The following is an 18,861-nucleotide window of genomic DNA, read 5'->3' on the forward strand; positions in this document are numbered from 1 at the left end:
GCAGCGGCGCCCGGACATTCTCCAGGCCGAGTACCAGTTGCAGGCCGCCAACGCCAATATAGGCGCGGCCCGTGCAGCGTTCTTCCCCAGCGTCAGCCTGACCGCCAACGCCGGCAGCGCCAGCAAGGAGCTGTCCGGGCTGTTCAAGGGCGGTGCCGGGGCCTGGACCTTCCAGCCGCAGATCAACCTGCCGATCTTCAATGCCGGCAGCCTGCGGGCCAGCCTGGATTACGCCCGGCTGCAGAAGGACATCAGCGTCGCCCAGTATGAAAAGGCCATCCAGACCGCCTTCCAGGAAGTCGCCGACGGCCTGGCCGCGCGCCAGACCTTCCAGCAGCAACTGAGTGCCCAGCACAGCCTGGTGCAGGCCAGCCAGGACTACTACAACCTGGCCGAGCACCGCTACCGCATCGGCGTCGACAGCAACCTGGTGTTCCTCGATGCCCAGCGCTCGCTGTTCAGCGCCCAGCAAGGGCTGATCAATGACCGCCTGGCGCAGTTGCTGGCCGAGGTAAATCTGTTCCGGGCCCTGGGTGGTGCCTGGGAGGGTGGCGCGCAGGCACCGAGCCTGGCCCGCGCCCAGACCTTGCCCTGAGCCACTGGCGATGGCCGGGTATCAGGGGGCTGGGGCGATGAGAGGTTGGGGGGATGTGGGGACCGGGGCCATGAGTGCCCCACGCTGTAGAACCAACCCGGTCAGCCTGGGCAGTAGGCGAAACATGGACCGGGCAGGCAGGTACAGCCGTGTTGCAGCCCGCCCTGACCAACCACCGCCATTCAGCGTGTTGCCTGTGGTAGCTGGCCGGGCGAACGGGGAGCGAGTCTAGACAGCGCCCCCCACAGCGTCTGTAGGAAAATTCTGAATTCAGAACGTTCCGAATCTCGGAGTGGAATCGGATAAAGCACGCCCGTTCCACGGCCCTGCGAAGGGGGTTGGCCGCGAGTGCCTAACGGGTGCCCGGCACCAGGTCGAGGATCTCGTCGATGCCCAGGCACCGCGGCTCCACCTCCAGGGTCCGGCCATGCTCGAGAATCCCCACCGCCACATCACGCATGGCCATGTAGGCACTGCGCAGCATGTGGTTGGCGTAGATCACCGCGTTGAAGCCCGCCCCCTCCAGCTCGTCGAAACTCAAGTGAGCGTAGCTGGTGGGCACACAGATCAGCGGCACACGCGGGCAGTGGCGGCGGAACAACCGGGCGAACTCGAGGATCTCCAGGCCGTCCTTCTTGCGGCTGTGGATCATGATCCCGTCGGCGCCGGCCGCGACATAGGCCAGGCAGCGCTCGATGGCATCGTCCATGCCCTTGTCGAGGATCAGGCTTTCACAACGGGCGATGATCAGCAGATCCTCGTGGCTGCGGTTGGCGCAGCCCACGCGGATCTTTTCGCAGAACTCCTCGATGGAGTCCTGGAGCTGGCTCACCGCGTTGCCGAACAGCGAGTTCTTCTTCAGCCCGCACTTGTCCTCGATCACCACCGCCGAGACCCCGGCCCGGTCCAGCATCTTCACGTGGATGGCGAAGTGCTCGGCCTTGCCCCCGGTATCGCCGTCGAAAATCATCGGCAACGAACACACATCGAAGATCTCGCGGATGCCGTGCAAGCGGTTGCTCGGCGAGAGGATCTCGATGTCCGGCAGGCCCTTGTGGGTCGAGTCGGTAAGGGAGCTGGACCAGATGGCGTCGTAGACCAGGCTCGGTCCGCTGCCCCGCTCCAGCCTGGATTGCTCCGCCAGCAGGGCGGAGATCGGGCTGTGGGCTTCGAGCACGCGAAGGCAGCGCTTGCGGCGCAGCAACTGGCTCAGGTTGGTTCGGCGAATATCAGCTTCCTGCATGGGATTCACACGCCTCTTGTGGTTGGGGAACACCGGGTTCGCTCAGGGATGGGTCATGTCCAGGGCCACCACGTAGCGGTCGAAATCCGCCGCCGAGACATAGCCCAGCTGCTGGGCCACTTCCCGCAGCGACTTGCCCTCGTGGTGGGCGGTCTTGGCGATGATCGCGGCCTTGTCATAGCCGATGTGGCGGTTGAGGGCGGTCACCAGCATCAGGTTCTTCTCGATATTGGCCTCGATGCGCGCCCGGTTCGGTTCGATGCCCACCGCGCAATGGTCGTTGAAGGCCCGGCAGGACTCGGCCAGCAAGGTGATGCTTTCCAGCACGTTGTGCACCATCACCGGCTTGTAGACGTTGAGCTGGAAATTGCCCTGGCTGCCGGCGAAGGCCACGGTGGCGTCGTTGCCGAAGACCTGGGTACAGACCATGGTCAGCGCCTCGCACTGGGTCGGGTTGACCTTGCCCGGCATGATCGAGGAGCCCGGCTCGTTCTCTGGAATGTCGATCTCGCCGATGCCGCAGCGCGGCCCGCTGGCCAGCCAGCGCACGTCGTTGGCGATCTTCATCAGGGCCATGGCCAGGGTTCGGATCGCCGCCGAGGTGTTGACCAGGGCATCGTGGGCCGACAGGGCGAAGAACTTGTTGGCGCAGGACTTGAACGGGTAGCCGGTGAGCTCGGCGATGACCCGGGCGCATTCGTCGCCGAACTGCGGATGGGAGTTGAGCCCGGTGCCCACCGCCGTGCCGCCGATGGCCAGGTCGTAGAGGCCGGTGAGGTTGTGCTGGATGGCCGCCAAGGCGTAGTCGATCTGCTCGACCCAGCCACCGATCTCCTGGCCCAGGGTGATGGGGGTGGCGTCCTGCAAGTGGGTGCGTCCGACCTTGACCACATCGCGGTACTGCTCGGCCTTCTCGAACAGCGTGTCGCGCAGCACCGAGACGCCCGGCAGCAGGGTTTCGAAGATCTCCGTCACCACCACCATGTACATCGCCGTGGGGAAGGTGTCGTTGGACGACTGGCCACGGTTGACGTGGTCGTTGGGGTGGATCGGCTTCTTGCTGCCCAGCTCGCCGCCGAGCATCTCGATGGCCCGATTGGCGATCACTTCGTTGGCGTTCATGTTGGACTGGGTGCCGGAACCGGTCTGGAACACCACCAGCGGGAAATGCTCGTCCAGTTGCCCGCTGATCACCTCATCCGCCGCCTTGACGATGGGCAGCGCAATGGCTTCCGGCAGCTCGCCGAGCTTGAGGTTGGCCAGGGCCGCGGCCTTCTTCAGGATGCCCATGCTGCGGATCATCGGCGCCCCCCACTGGAAACGTGCACGGCCAATGGGGAAGTTGTGGATGGAGCGTTCGGTCTGGGCTCCCCAGTACTTGTTGGACGGTACCGAAATGGAACCCATCGAGTCGGATTCAAGACGCATGTGGGTAGTTCTCCAATAAATGAATGAGGGTCCGGCCTGCGGTGCCGGGCAGGCGCCCTGCCCGGCCTGGTTGGCAGGCGCTTATTCCTTGAGTACGGAGGCCATCTTCTCCAGGTGCTGGCAGGCGCGCAGCACGTACTCATCGGACAGCGCTGCGATGCGCCGGTAGTTGACCTGCTGGCCGGTGGCCTGGGTGTAGAGCTTCAGGGCGTCGGTGGCGTGGCGGAAATGCCGGGCCTCGACGGCGCCGCAGTGAACGCTGAGGAAGCCGGCGATGCGGTTGGCTTCCCCGGCGGGGTAACCGCAGGATTCGCGCAGCCAGTTCTTCCACAGTGGTGTCATCAGGTTGTACTCGCCGGTGTTGAACAGCTCGGTCAGGGCCATCATCTCCAGGGCTTCCACCAGGTTCGGGGCCAGCGGGCGCTTCTCGCCGACCCAGGTGGAGAACTCCTTGGTGATGGGGTTCAGGTACTTGTCCTGCAGGCGCCAGTTGTCCGAGCCGCAGATGGCCGAAGCCATGCGGTGGTAGAGCTTGGAATGGTGGGGATGGCCGTGCATCTCGCCCAGGCCGACGTCCTCGACGATGATCTCGCCGCAGTGCCGGGCCGCCTCCAGCAGCTTGAGCTTGTTGTCATCACCGGGCAGGTCCTCGGACTCCTGCAGCAGCCGCACGATGATGCTGGACACCGCATGGGCCGCGCCATCCGGGCTGCGCCAGCCGCAGAAGAACGTGCACAGCGAGTCCTCGGACCACTTGCGCGAGGTCATGCGCTGGTAGGTCAGGCAGTAGCCGTCCAGCTTGTCGGGGTGGTTTTCAAAGCCCGTCAGCAGGGCCTCCACCAGGTTGCGGTCCTCGACATCCACCAGGGCCTGGTGCACGTAGCCGATGAACGCCTTGCGGGAACTCTCCATGTTTTTCTCCTGTAATTGTTCTTCACTTCACGGACAACAAGATGAACGACGCCGGCCCGGGCCACGGCGGGCTCGGGAACGGGCTTGATCCCCTGGGGGCTGGGCTGCCGGGAGCCGCTTCAGTCGATGACGATCGCCGAGATGAACTGGGCGAAACGGCCCAGGCCCTCGATCAGTTCCTCATATTCCACGGCGTAGGAAATGCGGATGCAGTGGGGGTCGCCACAACCGGAGCCGGGCACCACCGCGATGTGCGCCTCGGTCAGCAGCAGGTCGGCCAGGTGATCCACATCGCGCACCGCTTCGCCGTGGTAGTAGCCGCCGAGCCGGGAAGAGACATCGATATACAGGTAGAAGGCGCCTTCCGGCGGCGCATAGCTCACCCCTTCCAGGCGGTCGAGGTAGGTGCGTGCGGCGTGCAGCTGGCGTTGCAGGAACGGGTTGACCAGGTCGGCAAAGTGCGACGAATCGGCGTTCAGGGTATTGAGCGCGGCGTACTGGGACAGGCTGCTGGGGTTTGAGGTGGTGTGCCCCTGCAGGTTGTGCATGGCCGCGATCACCGGCGCCGGGGCGCAGGCGTAGCCGACCCGCCAGCCGGTCACCGCCTGGCTCTTGGAGAAGGAATCGATCAGCACCGTCTGCCCTTTCAATGCCGGGCACAGCGCCAGGATGTTGTGGTGCTCGCGGCCTTCGCGCACCAGGCCGCGATAGCACTCGTCGAACATCACCCACAGTTGCCGCTCCTGGGCCAACTGGGCGATGGCCAGCAGTTGCTCGCGTTCATAGACGGTGCCGGTGGGGTTGTTGGGGGTGTTGATGACGATCATCCGGGTGCGCTCGGTGAGCGCGCCACGCACCGCGTCCACCGTCAGCCGGTAGTGGTCGGCGCGGGTCTGGACGCACACCGGGGTGGCGCCGGCCAGGCGGATCTGGGTGGGAAAGGTTTCCCAGTACGGGGTGGGCACTATCACCTCGTCCCCGGGGTTGAGCAGCACCATGCAGGCGTTGTAGAGCGCCTGCTTGGCCCCGGCGGTGACCGCCACTTCATTGGCGGCGAACTCCACCCCGGTGCGCTGGCTGACCCGTTGCGCGAGCTTCTCGCGCAGGGCCGGCAGGCCGATGGGCGGGGTGTAGCGGTTGCGCGCATTGGCGATGGCTTCGATGGCCCCGGCGCGCATGTCCTCGCAGGCATCGAAGGACAATTCGCCGGCGGCGAAATTGATCACCTTGATCCCGCTTTCCTTCAGGGCGTTGGCTTTGCTGCGCATGCTCGAGGTGCCTGGAGCACTGAGGCCCAGCGCACGCTGGGACAAGGAAAAACGGACGGCCGTGGCTTCGCTGCTTGTCATTTTTATACCTGCGAAAACAATCGGAAAACAGAGTGAACCGAGCCTGTACCCATGTGCCCCCGGCAACCTGGAAAGCTGGTCTAGGCTGGTCGTCTTACATTCTGATGACAGTCGCAAATAGCGGCCAATACTGTTTGCGTCGTGATTGATACTGGAAAAACAAGAAATGCTAGAGCTCCGTCGTCTGCGTTATTTCGTCACCGTTGCCGATGAATTGCACTTCGGCCGCGCCGCCCTGCGCCTGCGGATCGCCCAACCGCCGCTAACCCGGCATATCGCCGCCCTGGAGGCGCGCCTGGGCATCCGCCTGTTCGAACGCTCGACCCGCACCGTGTGCCTGACCCCGGAGGGCGAACTGTTCCTGCAGCAGGCCCGGGGGGTGATCAGTGCCGTCGGCGAGGCCGAGGCCACCGCGCGCAAGATCGCCCATGGCGCCATCGGCCGTATCGTCATCGGCTATGCCAGCTCGATTCCCCTGTCCAACGCTTTCTCCGAGATGATCCGTAACACCAGCCGCAGCCTGCCGGAGGTGGAGCTGGCGTTTCGCGAGGTGTCCACCGCCAGCCAGCGCCAGCAGTTGATCGATGGCAGCCTGGATATCGGCTTTGGCTGGGGGGCGCCCAACTTGCCGGCCCACGGTTTGCAGTCGCTGGTGAGTTCGCGCGATTCCCTGGTGGTGGCGGTGCCGTCGCGCAGCGCCTTCGCCGGCAGGAGCAGCCTGGGGTTTTGCGAACTGGCGGGGGAATCCTTCGTGACCTTTCCCAGCGCCTACGGATCGGCCCTGAACACCGCCCTGGAGGACCTCTGCGCCCACAGCGGGATCATCCCGCGCCTGGGGCCCACGGCGTCACAGATGACCACCCTGGTGTCCCTGGTGGCGGCGGAGCGCGGGGTGGCCGTGGTGCCCGACTACACCGCGACCCTGCAGCGTCCCGGGGTGGTCTATGTGCCGCTGGCCGAGCCCTATGTGCTGGAACAGACGGTCAGTTGGCGCACGCCCCTGGGGTCGCGCTGCCTGGAGCGCTTCGTCGAACTGGCCAGGACCCTGGCAGCGCCGCTGCCGGCCCCTGCCGCGGGGCCCGAATGGCGCCTGCGCGGCTAGCGCTCCACCAGCAAGCAGCAGGCCCGGACAATCCCGCTCCGGGCCTGCGCTTTCAGGGCATTGGCGGGACCTCAGCCGGGGCTGGGCAAGGATCGGGCGTCGGCGTCCAGGCCACGCTGCACGTACCAGGACAGCGGCAGGGTCAGCAGCAGGGTCGCGGCCAGGGCCATCACCGCCAGGGGAATCCCGGTGACGTCGCCGAGGCTGCCGAACAGCACCGGCGCCAGTGCCCCGCCGCCGATGGTGCCGGTGTAGAACAGCGAGAACGCCTGCTCGCGCTTGCCCGCCCCCGCCAGGTCCGGCACCGCGCCATAGAGCACCGACGAGGTGCCGTTCAGCGCCAGCCCCAGCAGCGGCAGCATCACCATCAACCCCACATAGGGCAGGAACACCGCCAGCACGATCAGGCTGGCGGTGGTGAACTCGGTGATCCACACGGTCTTCATCATGCCGATACGCGCCCCGAGGTAACCGCACAGCAGCTTGCCGAAAGCGCCACCGACGAACAGCAGGGTCAGGGCCAGGCCGATACCGGCGGTGCCGGCGCCCTTGGCCTTGAGCAGGAACGGCAGGAAGGTCAGGAAACCCATGCGTACCGCACTGTCCAGGGTGCCGGTGAGGATCAGTGCCCGCAGGCCGCCGACCGAGCCCTGGCCCTTGACCGTCTTCGGCGCCTTTTCCTGCATGGCCAGGGTCGCCGCCCGGGACGGGATCAGCCACCACAGCGCCAGCGCAGCGGCCAGCCCCAGGAGGCCGATCAGGGTCACGCTGGCACGCCAGCTGATCACGGTCAGCAGCAGCCCCACCAACCCGGGAATCAGGGTCTTGCCGATGTCCCCGGCGAAGTTGTACTGGGACAGCGCTTCCTTGACCCCGCCGCCAGCCTCGTGGGTGTCGGTGATGATCGAGGACGCCAGCGGGTGCTGGGTACTGGCCCCCAGGCCGCCCAGCAGCAGCGCCAGGAGCAACACCCCCAGCCCCCCGGCCTGCCCCGCCAGCAGGTAGGCCAGCCCGGCCAGGGCAGTGCCACCCACCAGCAGGCGCTCGCGTCCCCAGCGCTTGGCTCCACGGCTGGCCAGCAACTGGAAGCCGGCCATCATCCCGGAATAGGCGCCGCGCAGCAGGCCGATCTGGGCGTAGCTCATGGCGAACTGCGCCTGCCAGATCGGCAGCAGTACATAGATCACGTCAGTCAGGCCGTCATGCACCGCGTGGGCGCCGCAACCGGCCACCAGGGAACGGCGGCGCACCGACACATCGGACGCCGGCAATGCCTCCGGGGAGGCGTGATGTTTCAGGTCATTCATTGTCGAGGCAGGCTGCAAAATGAAAAGGAAGGGTCAATCAGCAACAGGATAGGCGAGCCTGGGTCAGCCACAAGCCCCGTTGCCGGGGCCGGGCCGGAGCCATCAACGCAACAGCTGGGCACAGTCGCGCATTACCCGAGCCTTGCGCTGCAGGTATTCGGCGAAGATTTCCCGCGCGGCCTGCGGGTCGACCCGCACCTGCATGGCATCGACGAACTCGTTGACCGCCGCCACCGCATGGGCGAAGTGATTGCTCTCGGTGCCGCCGGTGTGCACCGTGACCCAGGCCACGGTGGTGCGCGCCTTCTCTGCCGGCACCCCCATGTCGCGGACGAACCACTGCTTGTACAGCGGGTGGATGAACTCCACTTCGCCGTGGGTGTAGACCTCGTGGATCAGGGTGGTCAGCAGGCCCTGCAGCAGGTCGCGGTCACGCAGGCGGCGAAAATCCGTCCAGTCCTTGAAGCCCTGGGCCGAGGGCAGGCAGTTTTCCTTGAGTAGCCACTGGTCATCGCCGCAGATCGGCGTGGCCATGTTGTAGAACAGGTCCGAATGCAGGGTATTGCCCAGGGCGCCCAGGTCTTCATCGGTGATCCGCTGCAGGCTGCCGCAGGCCCGGTACAGGCCGTCGGCGGCTTCCGAGCCCTGCCCGGAGCGGGCCAGCAAGGTGATGCGGTTGGCCAGCCCGGACACACTGGTGGCGGAGTTGTTGGTCTTCGACCAGCTGGCGAAGAACTTGCGCAGCACCGCCGGCTCGTGGCAACGGGAGGTGAGCTTCTCGAAGGCATGCTCGATGTCCACCAGGGCGCCCTCTTCGCTCCAGAACGCCTCGAACAGCGCATGCTTCAAGACACTGGCCGGCATGTCGTTCAACACAGGTTCGACAATCTTCAGCAACTGGCTCTGCCGGGTCAGTACGTTATTCATGGTCACCTCACGTATTCCTTGTTGGATGATGAATCTATCGGGTTGGACGGTTCGCGAGCCGCGACCGGGGTTTGGGGTTCGAGGGGCTTCCAGCCGCCCCAGGCAATCAGCAGCGACAGCAGTTGGAACAGCACGATCAGCGCCACGCAGCCCTGCCAGCCCCAGTGGCTCCAGAGCAGGGCCGGGACCACGGCGCCAAAACTGCCGCCCAGGTAGTAGCAGGTCAGGTACAGGCCCACGGCGCCGGCCTTGTTGTGGCGGGCGGTGGCGGTGGTAAAGGAGTTGGCGGCGGCCTGGGCCAGGAACACTCCGGTGGAACTCAGGGCCAGGCCCAGCACGATCAGCCACAGCGACGGCAGCAGGGTCAGGGCCGAACCGCAGACCCCGAGCAACGCCGCGGCCACCAGCAGCTCGGCCTGGGGCCGCGACTTGCTCAGGCGCCCGGCGATGGGGATCACCACCAGGGCCAGCAGGAACACGCTGTAGATCGCGCCCAGGGCTGCGGCCCCCAGGTCGAACGGCGCCTGGCTCAGGTAGAGCCCGGCGTAGGTAAAGGTGGCCACTTGCGAGAACAGCACGCAGAAGCCCACGCCGTAGGCCGCCAGCAAGGGCCGCCGGCACAGCTCGCGCAGGGCGCTGAGGCCGCCGGATGCCCGGGGCGCGGTCAGGGGCGGGTTGGCCGGCAGCAGCAAATGAATGGCCACCCCGATCAGCAGGCTCAGGCCCGCGAGCAAGGCAAAGGCTTCGCGCCAGCCAACGTATTCGGTCATGAAACCGGTGACAAAACGCCCGGCAAAGCCGCCCAGCACGGTGCCGGCGACATACAGGCTGGTGACTTCGGTCACGGTGCCGCCGCTCCAGCGGTCGCCGATGTAGGCCACGCTGGTGGCGAACACCACCGGGATCAGCATGCCCTCCACCAGGCGCCAGACCAGCAGCTGGGTAAAACTGCCGGCATAGGCCGCCAGCCCCGCCGGCACCGCCAGCAACAGCGCGGCCACCACAATCACCCGGCGCTGATCGAAACGCCCGGTAAAGCGGCTGACAAAGGGCGCAGTGAGGGCCACCGCCAGGGTGGTGACGGTGATGCTCCAGCCGGCTTCCCGGATGCTCACCTGAAAGCTCTGGGCAAATTCCTGGAGAATGCCCTGGGTCGCATACAGGTTGAGAAATGCCGCACAACCACACAGAAACAGGGCGATGCGCGCACAATGCTGACGCGAATTCATGAAACCTCTCGTTTTATGACCAAAGGCCTTTATAAAATACGTCGCCAAGCCAAGACCAATACCGAATTCCGACCGATCAATACCCAGGGAACAGGATGCTCGATCTACGCAAGTTGCGTTATTTTCTGACGGTCGCCGAAGAGCTGCATTTTGGTCGCGCCGCCCTGCGCCTGCACCTGGCGCAACCGCCGCTGACGCGGCAGATTTCGGCCCTGGAAACCGAACTGGGGTTTCGCCTGTTCGACCGCACCAGCCGCACCGTGACCCTCACCGCCCAGGGCCGGCATTTCCTGCCGTACGCCCGGGCCGTGCTGGAACAGGTGGACCTGGCCCAGGTCATGGCCGGCAAGCTGGCTGCAGGTTGCGCCGGGCAACTGGCCCTGGGCTACGCCAGTTCCATCGCCCTCTCGGACCTGTTCAGCCAGGCGATCCAGGCCTTCGCCCAACGCTTCCCGGACGTGCAATTGACCCTGGTGGAAGGTGCTTCGGTCAGCCAGTGGTCGCAGATTGTCGACGGGCGCATCGACATCGGCATGAGCCGCATGCAACCGCCGAGCGAGCAGAGCGATATCCAGTCCCTGTCCCTGGGGGACGAACCGCTGGTGGCGGCGATCTCCAGCGACAGCCCCCTGGCCGCGCAGGCACAAGTGACTCTGGCCGAGCTTAGCGAGCATCCGCTGATCCTGTTTCCCGCCGACTACGGCTCGGGGCTCAACGAAGCCATCGAACAACTCTACCGACGCAACGGCCTGCCATTGCGCCCGGGCCCCAGCGGCCGGCAGATCACCTCGATCATCGCCCTGGTCGCCGCCGGCCAGGGCATTGCCCTGGTGCCCCGCTGCACCCAGACCCTGGCGAAAAAAGGCGTGACTTACCGCCCCCTCGCCGACCCCAGCGCCACCGCCCAGTTGCTGGTACTGACCCGCAAGCAGGGCCGCAGCCAGTTGGTGGAAGCCTTCATGGGGGTGCTCGACGAATTGCTGCAAGCCCAACCCGCAGCGGCCGGGCTCTAGTCAGAGCACGGTCAGGCCCAGCCCGGCCAGGAGCATGCCGGCCTGGCTGCGGGAAATGATCGCCCCCTTGAACAGCTTGGCATCCACCAGGCGCAGCCCATGCAGGCTGGCTTCACGCAGGTCGGCGTCATCGAAGCGGGCATTGTTGACCCGGGCCATGGACAGGCTGCCGCCGTCGACAAACACCGCCTTGCGAAAGTCGCAGTAGGTCAGGTCGGCTTCGCTGAAATCGATGTTGTGCAACTGCGACTTGTAGAACGAGATACCCGAGAGCATGGCGCTGTTGAGCAGGCAGTCGGAAAAGCTCAGGCCCAGGGCCGACACGTCGCCGAAGTGGGCGCCGGTGAGCTTGCAGCCATCGAAGCTTGCATGGGCCACCTTGCTGCGCTGCCATTGCGTGTTGTTCAGGTCACAGCGTTCGAAACGGGCATCGGTAAGCACTGCAGAACGCAGGTTGGCCTGGCCGCCGCGACAGCTGGTCCAGCGGGTATTGATCAGGTTGGCCGCGGTGAGATCGGCGCCGGTCAGCAGGCAGCGTTCGAACCAGGCCCCGGGCAGGCTGATGCGGGACAGGTCCTGGCCGCTCAGGTCCAGCCCTGCGCAGCGCAGCGGCAGCGGCTGCCCGGCGGCCAGCTCGGCCAGGGAGCGGTCCTGCAGCGCCTCGGCGTCGATAGTGAAGTAAGCGTCATGAGCCTGCATGCCCTCTCCCGAGACTGGATACGAAGGGCCGCATCTTCTGGGCGTCGGCCAGGGAGGTCAATCTTGATCTTTGCCGCGCGCTGTGAGCAATGCGCGCCCCCTAGCGGCACGCGACCTTGGCCAGTGCGCCGGCCTGGGCGATGGCCAGGTCATTGCCGTTGGCATCGATACCGACAAAGGTGCTGATGTAGGAATACACCTGCTGATAGGCCTTGCCGTCGTACCGGTAGAAGGTGTCGTTGTGCTCCCCGGCACTGACCCGTGCACTGGTCATCAGGTCGGGCATGCCGTTGCAGGAAGTCGCCAGTACGCCCAGGGGGCCATCCTCGACGGCGAACAGCGGCTCGGCGTGTGCCTTGCCGGCACGATAAAGCCATTGGCTTGAGTTGACCTGATTGCCGCTCATGCCACAGCTCAAGAACAGCAATTGGCCATGGGGGCCGCGGCAGGTTGTGGCAATCACCCCCTCCTGTGCGCATTGCGCATTGATCTGCTGACGGGTGTCGGCTCCCAGAACCGCCAGGGCCTGGTTCGCCGGGCTGTCCACCGGCTCGCTGGCGCACAGCCCCTTGCCCCTGGGCCAGGCCCGGCGGGCGCCGAGATACACCGGCGCCAGCGCGGCAATCACTGCATCCAGCTCGCGGCCCAGGCATTGGGTATCCGGGCAACGGCTGATGGCGCGGTTCTGCCTGTCGACCTGCCGTGCCAATTGCCACGGGGTGAACACCTGCGTGATCGAGCCGTACTGCACAAAGCGCGCCTTGAACAGTTTCTCCACCAGCGCTGCGTCGTTGCAGGTTCCCGCAGGCAAGGCCTGGCGCGCGGCGGCGGCATCGTGCAGGGCGCTGTCGTCCGCGCTGAAGCCCAGCGTCGTCACATCCGTACAGGGCTTCAGCAACAATTGCGACGAGAGATAACCCGCCTCGACCTGCTCGCTGCCCGGAATCACCCGCTTGCCCTGCGCCCACGCGGGCGAGGCCAGTAAGAGCGTGCATGCCAACAGGCTAATGGGGTATTTCATCGTCGCATTGCCATCCATTGATGTGCTCAGAGCGCTCTCGCTCTTGTTGAGTATTGCGCGGGGTTGACCAGGTGATGCGCCACAGACCGATCAGGGATACTCGCGGCCAACAGCAGCCGTGCCGCGCTATTCAGGCCTGCCAGAGCCTTGTTAAGGTTCCGGCTCTCGCGTAGCCGTGATGCAACCGGAGCATATTGCTCATCCAGCAAGCCTCGCGCAACGAAACAGATGCATTCGTCCTTTGGAGACCACTGATGCAATCGCTGCCCCTCTCGCCCCTGCTCGTTGGTGAATCACTTGAACTGCGCCCACTTGAGGCCGTGGACTTCGCGGCGCTGTATGGCGTCGCCTGCGATCCCTTGATCTGGGCTCAGCACCAAAGCTCGACCCGCTATCAGGAGCCGGTATTTCGCCAATGGTTCGACGACGCACTGGCGGCCAGGAGCACCCTGATCGTGATCGACCGCGACAGCGGCAAGGTTGCAGGCAGCTCCCGCTACTACGAGTTCAACGAGGACCAGCGTGAAGTTGCCATCGGCTACACCTTTCTGGCGCGCGAAAAATGGGGGGGCAGTGCCAACAAGGAACTCAAGTACCTGATGCTCGGGCACGCCTTTCAGTGGGTCGACACCGTCTGGTTCCATGTTGCGGGTTCGAATATCCGCTCACAGCGAGCCATGGAGAAAATCGGCGGGCAGTTGTCGCACACCGTCCTGAAGCAGGTGAATGGCGGTACTCAGGAGAATCTGTTTTTCAAGGTTGAACGAGCGGCATTCAAGGAACAGCTTTAACCCCTCTCGCGGGTGACATGACCTTACAACTCTGATAGAAAAAGTTATTATTCCTGGCCATGACAAGGGCCCGGAGTGCGCTTTATTCAGCAAAACCCGGGCAGAAGGTAGCTTGCTATCTCCCTAACAAGGACCGGAATAAAGCTTGCTTTTGTAGATTTATCGCGAACAAACACAAGTCTGATAGCAAGCTATTGATTTTCGAGTATGCACATGAAAAAAGTATTAGCAATAACCTGCCACCAAGTAACAAATCCATTAATACACACAGTCAACTATTTCTCATCATTTGATGACAACACTATATTAATCCATGTCGACAAAAAATCCGCAATTCACGACTTTGAATTCCTGAAAAAGGAAAATGTAATATTAATTGAAGATAGAGTTGATGTGAAATGGGGAGGGGTTTCCCAAATAGAAGCCACCTTGAACCTGATGAAATTCTCAAGAAAATATCAATATGATTACTTCTTCCTACTGTCCGGCGACGACATCCCCATACAAACAAACAGCCAATTCAACGAATTTCTAACAAAAAATGCAGGCTACAACCTCATACACTACCAAGATGAAAGAGGAGCCTACATCGACCCTCACCAGCGGGTAAAATATAAGTACACCGATGTTTTTTTCAGTCGAAGCAGAGATATAAAATCCAGAGCCTTGAGGGTACTCCATCGTCTGACAAGAGAATATCTCTTTAAAAACAAGAGCTATTTTTCAAACCTCTACAAAACCCCAACCATGTATAAAGGTACAAATTGGTTTGGCCTGACAGAATATACCACTGGCTATATCCTGGATTTCATCTCTTCTCACGACTGGTATTTTTCGATGTTCGAAAAGTCAATTTGTGCAGATGAAATCTTTTTTCATACTATCATAAAGTCAAGCGATGACAATTTGATCTACAACAACAAAGAATTAAGAAGCAATGCCATGAGGTACATTGACTGGGTTAGCGGACCAGAGTACCCAAGAGTACTAACGAACGAAGACTTCGACAAGATCATAAATAGCAATATGCTCCTAGCTAGAAAGATACATAAAGATGCCAGCAAGGAGTTCATGATGTCATTCATTAACAAATGATTTTAAAAAATGAGCATGGGGCCTGAGAGAAAATCAGAATTAACTGCTACGAGGTGATTGGTATCGCACAAACTACCTTAGCCGAAAACAGCCTGACAATGCATGGCGGACAAACTTGTTCACTGAAATGCAACTGTAAAGACAGATTTGGGTTAATTCGTTAGAGCATGCTCAGTCACAAACTCCTCGCCAAAGATCGTAACCCGACAGGCAAAGGTCGGACAGTTCGTCCGCAACAAAGTCACAACAGAGCTTGATTTCATTATAAAAAACTTCTGACATAAAAGGCCTCGTTGATGTGAGGCCTTGAATCGCCCCGGATTCTCTAGACACCTTGCAAGCTCATTTGGACTGCCCCCGGTACGATAGACATCCCCGGCTTACGCTTTGAGCATAGGAGGAAGTCTATGAGCACCCAGCGATTCACCCCGGAATTCAAGGCCGAAGCCGTCAGGCAGGTCATCGAACGCGGATACTCAGTGGCAGAAATTGCCGCACGCCTCGGCGTCTCTACTCACAGCCTCTACAAATGGGTAAAGGCCGTCACTCCCGACAAGTCGGAGAAGCAAGCCAGCGAACTACTGGAAGCCAAGAGCGAAATCTTGCGACTGCGGGCCCAGATGCGTCGCCTTGAAGAGGAGCGGGATATTTTAAAAAAAGCCGCGCGGTACTTTGCCAGGGAGCCCGAGTGAAGTACCGCTTCATGAACGAGCATCGCCATCAGCACGCAATTACCACAATGTGCAAAGTACTGCGGATTGCTCGTGCTGGGTTCTATCAATGGCTGCACAAGCCCGTTTCCGACCGCGATCAGGACAATCACCGACTGCTCCAGTTGATTCGCAGTTCCTACGCGGCAAGTCGCGGTGTTTATGGCGCACGACGTGTCTTTGGCGATCTTCGGGAAGCGGGCGAAACCTGCGGTAAGCACCGTGTTGCCCGTTTGATGCGCACGCACAAGATCAAGGCACTGCGTGGCTACAAGGCCCCCCGGCCGATCACCGGGCGGCCTTCAATCATCGCTCCCAACCATCTCAATCGGGAGTTCACCGTCGACGCCCCCAATAAGGCGTGGGTGACCGACATTACCTACATTCGAACCTGGCAAGGCTGGCTGTACTTGGCAGTGGTAGTGGATCTGTATGCGCGCAAGGTGGTTGGCTGGTCTATGAAGCCAACGCTGGCTCGCGAACTTGCCTTGGACGCCTTGCTTATGGCGCTTTGGCGGCGAAAACCGAAAACGCGCGTCATCGTACATTCCGATCAGGGCAGCCAATACGGTAGCGATGACTGGAAGCGTTTCTGCGCTGCCAACAACCTGGAGCCCAGCATGAGCCGACGTGGAAATTGCTGGGACAATGCGGTAGCCGAGTCCTTTTTCAGCAGCTTGAAGAAAGAGCGCATCCGCAAACGCATCTACAAAACCCGAGACTTGGCCCGGGCCGACTTATTCGACTACATCGAGGTTTTCTACAACCGAACCCGTCGCCATAGCCACTTGGGTGGCGTCAGCCCCGAGGCCTTTGAAAGCGCCTCGTTATGAGGCTGGGAAATGTCTATTGGAATGGGGGTAGTCCAAAGTGACGCCGCCGTCAAATTGCAGCTCATCCTCTGGGTCCAGATTGCGCAATTGGCGCTGCAGATCACCAACAGTAAATTTTTGCTCGTTCACTCGATTCGCTCCGTAATCCGGCTTCATTCCGGCCCATGAATCAATAGACCACAAACCAACTTCACGCCACCGAATCCGGCCACGGAGGACGGCGCATGCATGCAGAAAACCATGAACGACAAACAACGCCACCAAGAATGAATCGCCATCCCTACCGACACAACGCTTGACGAAGTAGAGGCCGCTAAGATCTTTGCCGCTGCCAGCTTCTGGAGTCAGCAGAAAGCAGCATGAAATGTATCACCGCCAGCGCCAACAGAGTATCAGTCTAACTTAAGCAGGCTTATCGGATTGTTTGCTGACGCTCTTCACCCACCACACCGATAAACCGACACCTATAGATCCTAGCCCACCGAGACATAGAAAAATAAATTGCCATATTCGATTCAAATCCTCCCTCATAGAAACTTTGTCTTGAAGAACAGCCTTAGAAAGATTTTCATAGTCTCGCTTCATAAGCGGCAATGTAAGGGCTTTAACGGGGTCAGAAGTGATAGCGGTCTCAAGATCCGACAGGCGCTTCGACAATGCGGATAACCTAGCCTCTATAGGAGCTAGATCCACCTCAGGTTGACTTGGGAATTTAACTTGCTGCAGAGATTTAATCTCACTATTTAAGGCATCTAACTGAGCCTTTAATCCATTTAGACTATCTGCAGATGCATACTGTTTACCGAAACTTGAAACCACGACCTCAACTGCATCTGTGGCTTTGTTTTTTGTATCAAGGAAACCAGAGAATGAAAGGGCAGCGGTAATGGCCGAAAGTATTGCCACAAGCCCAGCGAAAATCATTTCACGAGCTTGCTTCTTCCTCTCCCTCGCTTTTGACCGGACGTAAGCCTCAGCATTATTAGGTGCCATGAATATTATCAGCCTATGTTGATTTCAAATAAGTCATCTGCAAATACATAAATTGCAGCTTTGTCAGCCTCGGATTCTAACATCAAATAGCCACCATGCCGCATCCGGCCACGGAGGGCGGCGCATGCATGGAGAAAGCCATGGCGAAGTTCTACTACCAGATCAAGGGACGCCAGCCGGCCGGACCAAACCGCGAAGCAGAATGGGCCTGGCCGCCGGTGTTCAGCGGCATGGCGGAGGCCGATAACCGCAAGCTGGCAAAGGCGCAGATCGAGGAGCTGTACGAGCGCCAGTTCCCGCAGAGGGTGTTGCGCACAGACATGACCGATCACGCCTACCTCTTGCACATCCAGGAACTGCACGAGCACGACACCTACCTGCTGCGCCGCTTTGAGGACACCGCCTGCAAGGAGTGCGGCACGGTGTTCAAGCTGATCGACAAGTACAACGACCCAAACACCGAAACCACCAGCCATGACTACTGCACGGAAGCCTGCAAGCAGGCGGCGCGGTTTCGAGATGTTCAGGGGTTCCGCCTGGTCAACGAAGGCCGGGCGCCAGCGGTGATCTACCAGGTCCGACAGAAGTCCACCGGACGAGCCTACGTCGGCCAGACCACTCAGCCGTTCACTCTGCGCTGGTGGCAGCACCTGAGCAACCCAACCAGCTGCAAGTTCCACGCAGCGCTCGGCGGATCCGATATAACCGACTGGGAGTTCTCCGTGATCGAGGTGATCGTCTACCCGGCAGACTGCACCAACCGAGCGGCCTACATCACTCAGCGCGAAAGCCATTGGATCGAGGCCCTGTCGGCGGTAGAGGCAGGATTCAACACCATTCGCCCTGCCGGAGCGGTCGATCAAACCCAGGTTACGCTGCCTCTCGCAGACTTGGCCTGACCATCCAGCGCTACCGAAGTGCGTTGTCCAGGCGCCACTGGGCAAGCTCTTTCAATCGGTTATCAAATAGGGCCGAGAATCTTGACTGCAGCACGTGTGACTCAACCGTCAGTTCGGGTCGATTCTCTGCAAGCAATCGCTTGAGACCAGTCTGAAAATCGCCTGAGGTTACAAGCTTGATGGCCGCTTCGACTGGCCCGTGCTGTCTGTTCATCCTTTCCCATATGATCGGGTTGTACTTGATCCTATGGCACTCCTGGATGGCCTCTTCGATTGCCCTCGCAAACTCTGCTCTCAACACGTCCATGATTTCCCCTGAAGTAGTCCATATGCCTATTTGGCCAAAGTAGCGTAGTCCACACTTCTTGACGTGCGCCACCCCAACGAGGGCGGCTCACAAACAGAGAAAGCCATGAGCAACTACAACTGCGAATACGTGTACCAACCTAGTCCTCGACCGCTTCGACGTGCTGGACCCTCCACCCCTGACAGCCCGCGGTCAGCTGTTCCACCTGCTGATGGCGGCCAACAAGGTCGGCACCCTCGATAGCGCCATTGTCTGCGGCACCTTGAAAGAGAAGCCCGCCAAGCTGCCGCCAGAAATCAACGCGGTCTGGATCGAGAACGGTATTGCCGGCAGTGACCAGCAGTTGCAGAAAGCCAGCTGACTGCCTCCCACGCACACCACACGGCGCCTACGGGCGCCTTTCTTTTG

18 protein-coding genes are annotated in these 18,861 nt (G+C 61.4%); 8 read left to right on the forward strand and 10 right to left on the reverse strand.

The annotated features are described in order from the left end of the window. Positions 1–595: efflux transporter outer membrane subunit (locus F6S12_RS04375; RefSeq protein WP_315868746.1), on the forward strand; the 595-nt coding region annotated here is incomplete at its 5' end. 352 nt (positions 596–947) lie between these two features. Here F6S12_RS04375 and aepX read toward each other — a convergent pair. From aepX to F6S12_RS04395, 4 genes are all read right to left on the reverse strand, one after another. Continuing rightward, the gene (gene aepX / locus F6S12_RS04380; RefSeq protein WP_011060442.1) at positions 948–1,838 is read right to left on the reverse strand and encodes a phosphoenolpyruvate mutase; all 891 of its coding nucleotides are present in this window, start codon (positions 1,836–1,838) and stop codon (positions 948–950) included. Between the two features lie 42 nt (positions 1,839–1,880). Next, complete coding sequence (gene fumC / locus F6S12_RS04385; RefSeq protein ID WP_065363498.1) at positions 1,881–3,266, reverse strand: class II fumarate hydratase; 1,386 nt, start codon at positions 3,264–3,266, stop codon at positions 1,881–1,883. A gap of 81 nt (positions 3,267–3,347) precedes the next feature. Continuing rightward, positions 3,348–4,178, reverse strand: coding sequence for a hypothetical protein (locus F6S12_RS04390; protein ID WP_011060440.1), 831 nt, complete (start codon positions 4,176–4,178; stop codon positions 3,348–3,350). Between the two features lie 119 nt (positions 4,179–4,297). Next, positions 4,298–5,527 carry a pyridoxal phosphate-dependent aminotransferase gene (locus F6S12_RS04395; protein ID WP_123430351.1) on the reverse strand — a complete coding sequence of 410 codons (1,230 nt, stop codon included), beginning with the start codon at positions 5,525–5,527 and terminating at the stop codon, positions 4,298–4,300. Positions 5,528–5,693: 166 nt separating this feature from the next. On the opposite strand from F6S12_RS04395, the gene F6S12_RS04400 reads away from it, so the two are divergent. Continuing rightward, the gene (locus tag F6S12_RS04400; protein ID WP_011060438.1) at positions 5,694–6,629 is read left to right on the forward strand and encodes a LysR substrate-binding domain-containing protein; all 936 of its coding nucleotides are present in this window, start codon (positions 5,694–5,696) and stop codon (positions 6,627–6,629) included. 71 nt (positions 6,630–6,700) lie between these two features. Here F6S12_RS04400 and F6S12_RS04405 read toward each other — a convergent pair whose 3' ends face one another. The 3 genes from F6S12_RS04405 to F6S12_RS04415 form a co-directional block, all read right to left on the reverse strand. Next, positions 6,701–7,936 (reverse strand): MFS transporter, encoded by a 1,236-nt coding sequence (locus tag F6S12_RS04405; protein WP_011060437.1) that lies wholly within the window; start codon positions 7,934–7,936, stop codon positions 6,701–6,703. Positions 7,937–8,038: 102 nt separating this feature from the next. After that, positions 8,039–8,863, reverse strand: coding sequence for a hypothetical protein (locus F6S12_RS04410; protein ID WP_152686630.1), 825 nt, complete (start codon positions 8,861–8,863; stop codon positions 8,039–8,041). 2 nt (positions 8,864–8,865) lie between these two features. Beyond that, a complete protein-coding gene (locus F6S12_RS04415; RefSeq protein ID WP_011060435.1) occupies positions 8,866–10,092 on the reverse strand; it encodes an MFS transporter in 1,227 nt (408 codons plus the stop codon). Between the two features lie 95 nt (positions 10,093–10,187). On the opposite strand from F6S12_RS04415, the gene F6S12_RS04420 reads away from it, so the two are divergent. Further along, the gene (locus tag F6S12_RS04420; RefSeq protein ID WP_011060434.1) at positions 10,188–11,105 is read left to right on the forward strand and encodes a LysR family transcriptional regulator; all 918 of its coding nucleotides are present in this window, start codon (positions 10,188–10,190) and stop codon (positions 11,103–11,105) included. On the opposite strand, the gene F6S12_RS04425 is transcribed toward F6S12_RS04420, so the two are convergent. Both F6S12_RS04425 and F6S12_RS04430 read right to left on the reverse strand, forming a co-directional pair. Further along, positions 11,106–11,804, reverse strand: a complete 699-nt coding sequence (locus F6S12_RS04425) for a pentapeptide repeat-containing protein (protein WP_072444810.1) — start codon at positions 11,802–11,804, stop codon at positions 11,106–11,108. Between the two features lie 100 nt (positions 11,805–11,904). After that, positions 11,905–12,825 carry a hypothetical protein gene (locus F6S12_RS04430; RefSeq protein ID WP_237615563.1) on the reverse strand — a complete coding sequence of 307 codons (921 nt, stop codon included), beginning with the start codon at positions 12,823–12,825 and terminating at the stop codon, positions 11,905–11,907. A 254-nt stretch (positions 12,826–13,079) separates the two neighbouring features. Here F6S12_RS04430 and F6S12_RS04435 point away from each other — a divergent pair, with 254 nt between their 5' ends. The 3 genes from F6S12_RS04435 to F6S12_RS04445 all read left to right on the forward strand — a co-directional run bounded on the left by F6S12_RS04435 (position 13,080) and on the right by F6S12_RS04445 (position 16,254). After that, complete coding sequence (locus tag F6S12_RS04435) at positions 13,080–13,616, forward strand: GNAT family N-acetyltransferase (RefSeq protein ID WP_125062888.1); 537 nt, start codon at positions 13,080–13,082, stop codon at positions 13,614–13,616. A 213-nt stretch (positions 13,617–13,829) separates the two neighbouring features. Next, positions 13,830–14,711, forward strand: coding sequence for a beta-1,6-N-acetylglucosaminyltransferase (locus F6S12_RS04440; RefSeq protein ID WP_169893370.1), 882 nt, complete (start codon positions 13,830–13,832; stop codon positions 14,709–14,711). Between the two features lie 407 nt (positions 14,712–15,118). Continuing rightward, positions 15,119–16,254 (forward strand): IS3 family transposase gene (locus F6S12_RS04445; RefSeq protein ID WP_315868747.1). Its coding sequence is split into 2 segments (ribosomal slippage): positions 15,119–15,371 and positions 15,371–16,254, totalling 1,137 coding nucleotides; the frame shifts between segments, so codons are not numbered across the junction. Between the two features lie 402 nt (positions 16,255–16,656). Here F6S12_RS04445 and F6S12_RS04450 read toward each other — a convergent pair. Further along, entirely contained in the window at positions 16,657–17,247 is a 591-nt protein-coding gene (locus F6S12_RS04450; RefSeq protein WP_315868748.1) for a hypothetical protein, read from the reverse strand. A gap of 140 nt (positions 17,248–17,387) precedes the next feature. On the opposite strand from F6S12_RS04450, the gene F6S12_RS04455 reads away from it, so the two are divergent. Both F6S12_RS04455 and F6S12_RS04460 read left to right on the forward strand, forming a co-directional pair. After that, the gene (locus tag F6S12_RS04455) at positions 17,388–18,146 is read left to right on the forward strand and encodes a GIY-YIG nuclease family protein (protein WP_315868749.1); all 759 of its coding nucleotides are present in this window, start codon (positions 17,388–17,390) and stop codon (positions 18,144–18,146) included. Between the two features lie 467 nt (positions 18,147–18,613). Continuing rightward, positions 18,614–18,814, forward strand: coding sequence for a hypothetical protein (locus F6S12_RS04460; RefSeq protein WP_315868750.1), 201 nt, complete (start codon positions 18,614–18,616; stop codon positions 18,812–18,814). Positions 18,815–18,861: the final 47 nt, after the last annotated feature.

Source organism: Pseudomonas sp. JV245A, assembly GCF_032424515.1.
Classification (GTDB): domain Bacteria; phylum Pseudomonadota; class Gammaproteobacteria; order Pseudomonadales; family Pseudomonadaceae; genus Aquipseudomonas; species Aquipseudomonas protegens.

Bases quoted from the DNA above. Each gene is read 5' to 3' on its own strand.
- F6S12_RS04395 (WP_123430351.1), bottom strand. From the start codon at position 5,527: ATGACAAGCAGCGAAGCCACGGCCGTCCGTTTTTCCTTGTCCCAGCGT.
- F6S12_RS04430 (WP_237615563.1), bottom strand. From the start codon at position 12,825: ATGAAATACCCCATTAGCCTGTTGGCATGCACGCTCTTACTGGCCTCG.
- F6S12_RS04440 (WP_169893370.1), top strand. From the start codon at position 13,830: ATGAAAAAAGTATTAGCAATAACCTGCCACCAAGTAACAAATCCATTA.
- F6S12_RS04390 (WP_011060440.1), bottom strand. From the start codon at position 4,178: ATGGAGAGTTCCCGCAAGGCGTTCATCGGCTACGTGCACCAGGCCCTG.
- F6S12_RS04420 (WP_011060434.1), top strand. From the start codon at position 10,188: ATGCTCGATCTACGCAAGTTGCGTTATTTTCTGACGGTCGCCGAAGAG.
- aepX (WP_011060442.1), bottom strand. From the start codon at position 1,838: ATGCAGGAAGCTGATATTCGCCGAACCAACCTGAGCCAGTTGCTGCGC.
- F6S12_RS04405 (WP_011060437.1), bottom strand. From the start codon at position 7,936: ATGAATGACCTGAAACATCACGCCTCCCCGGAGGCATTGCCGGCGTCC.
- F6S12_RS04410 (WP_152686630.1), bottom strand. From the start codon at position 8,863: ATGAATAACGTACTGACCCGGCAGAGCCAGTTGCTGAAGATTGTCGAA.
- F6S12_RS04455 (WP_315868749.1), top strand. From the start codon at position 17,388: ATGGCGAAGTTCTACTACCAGATCAAGGGACGCCAGCCGGCCGGACCA.
- F6S12_RS04400 (WP_011060438.1), top strand. From the start codon at position 5,694: ATGCTAGAGCTCCGTCGTCTGCGTTATTTCGTCACCGTTGCCGATGAA.
- F6S12_RS04415 (WP_011060435.1), bottom strand. From the start codon at position 10,092: ATGAATTCGCGTCAGCATTGTGCGCGCATCGCCCTGTTTCTGTGTGGT.
- fumC (WP_065363498.1), bottom strand. From the start codon at position 3,266: ATGCGTCTTGAATCCGACTCGATGGGTTCCATTTCGGTACCGTCCAAC.
- F6S12_RS04435 (WP_125062888.1), top strand. From the start codon at position 13,080: ATGCAATCGCTGCCCCTCTCGCCCCTGCTCGTTGGTGAATCACTTGAA.
- F6S12_RS04450 (WP_315868748.1), bottom strand. From the start codon at position 17,247: ATGGCACCTAATAATGCTGAGGCTTACGTCCGGTCAAAAGCGAGGGAG.
- F6S12_RS04425 (WP_072444810.1), bottom strand. From the start codon at position 11,804: ATGCAGGCTCATGACGCTTACTTCACTATCGACGCCGAGGCGCTGCAG.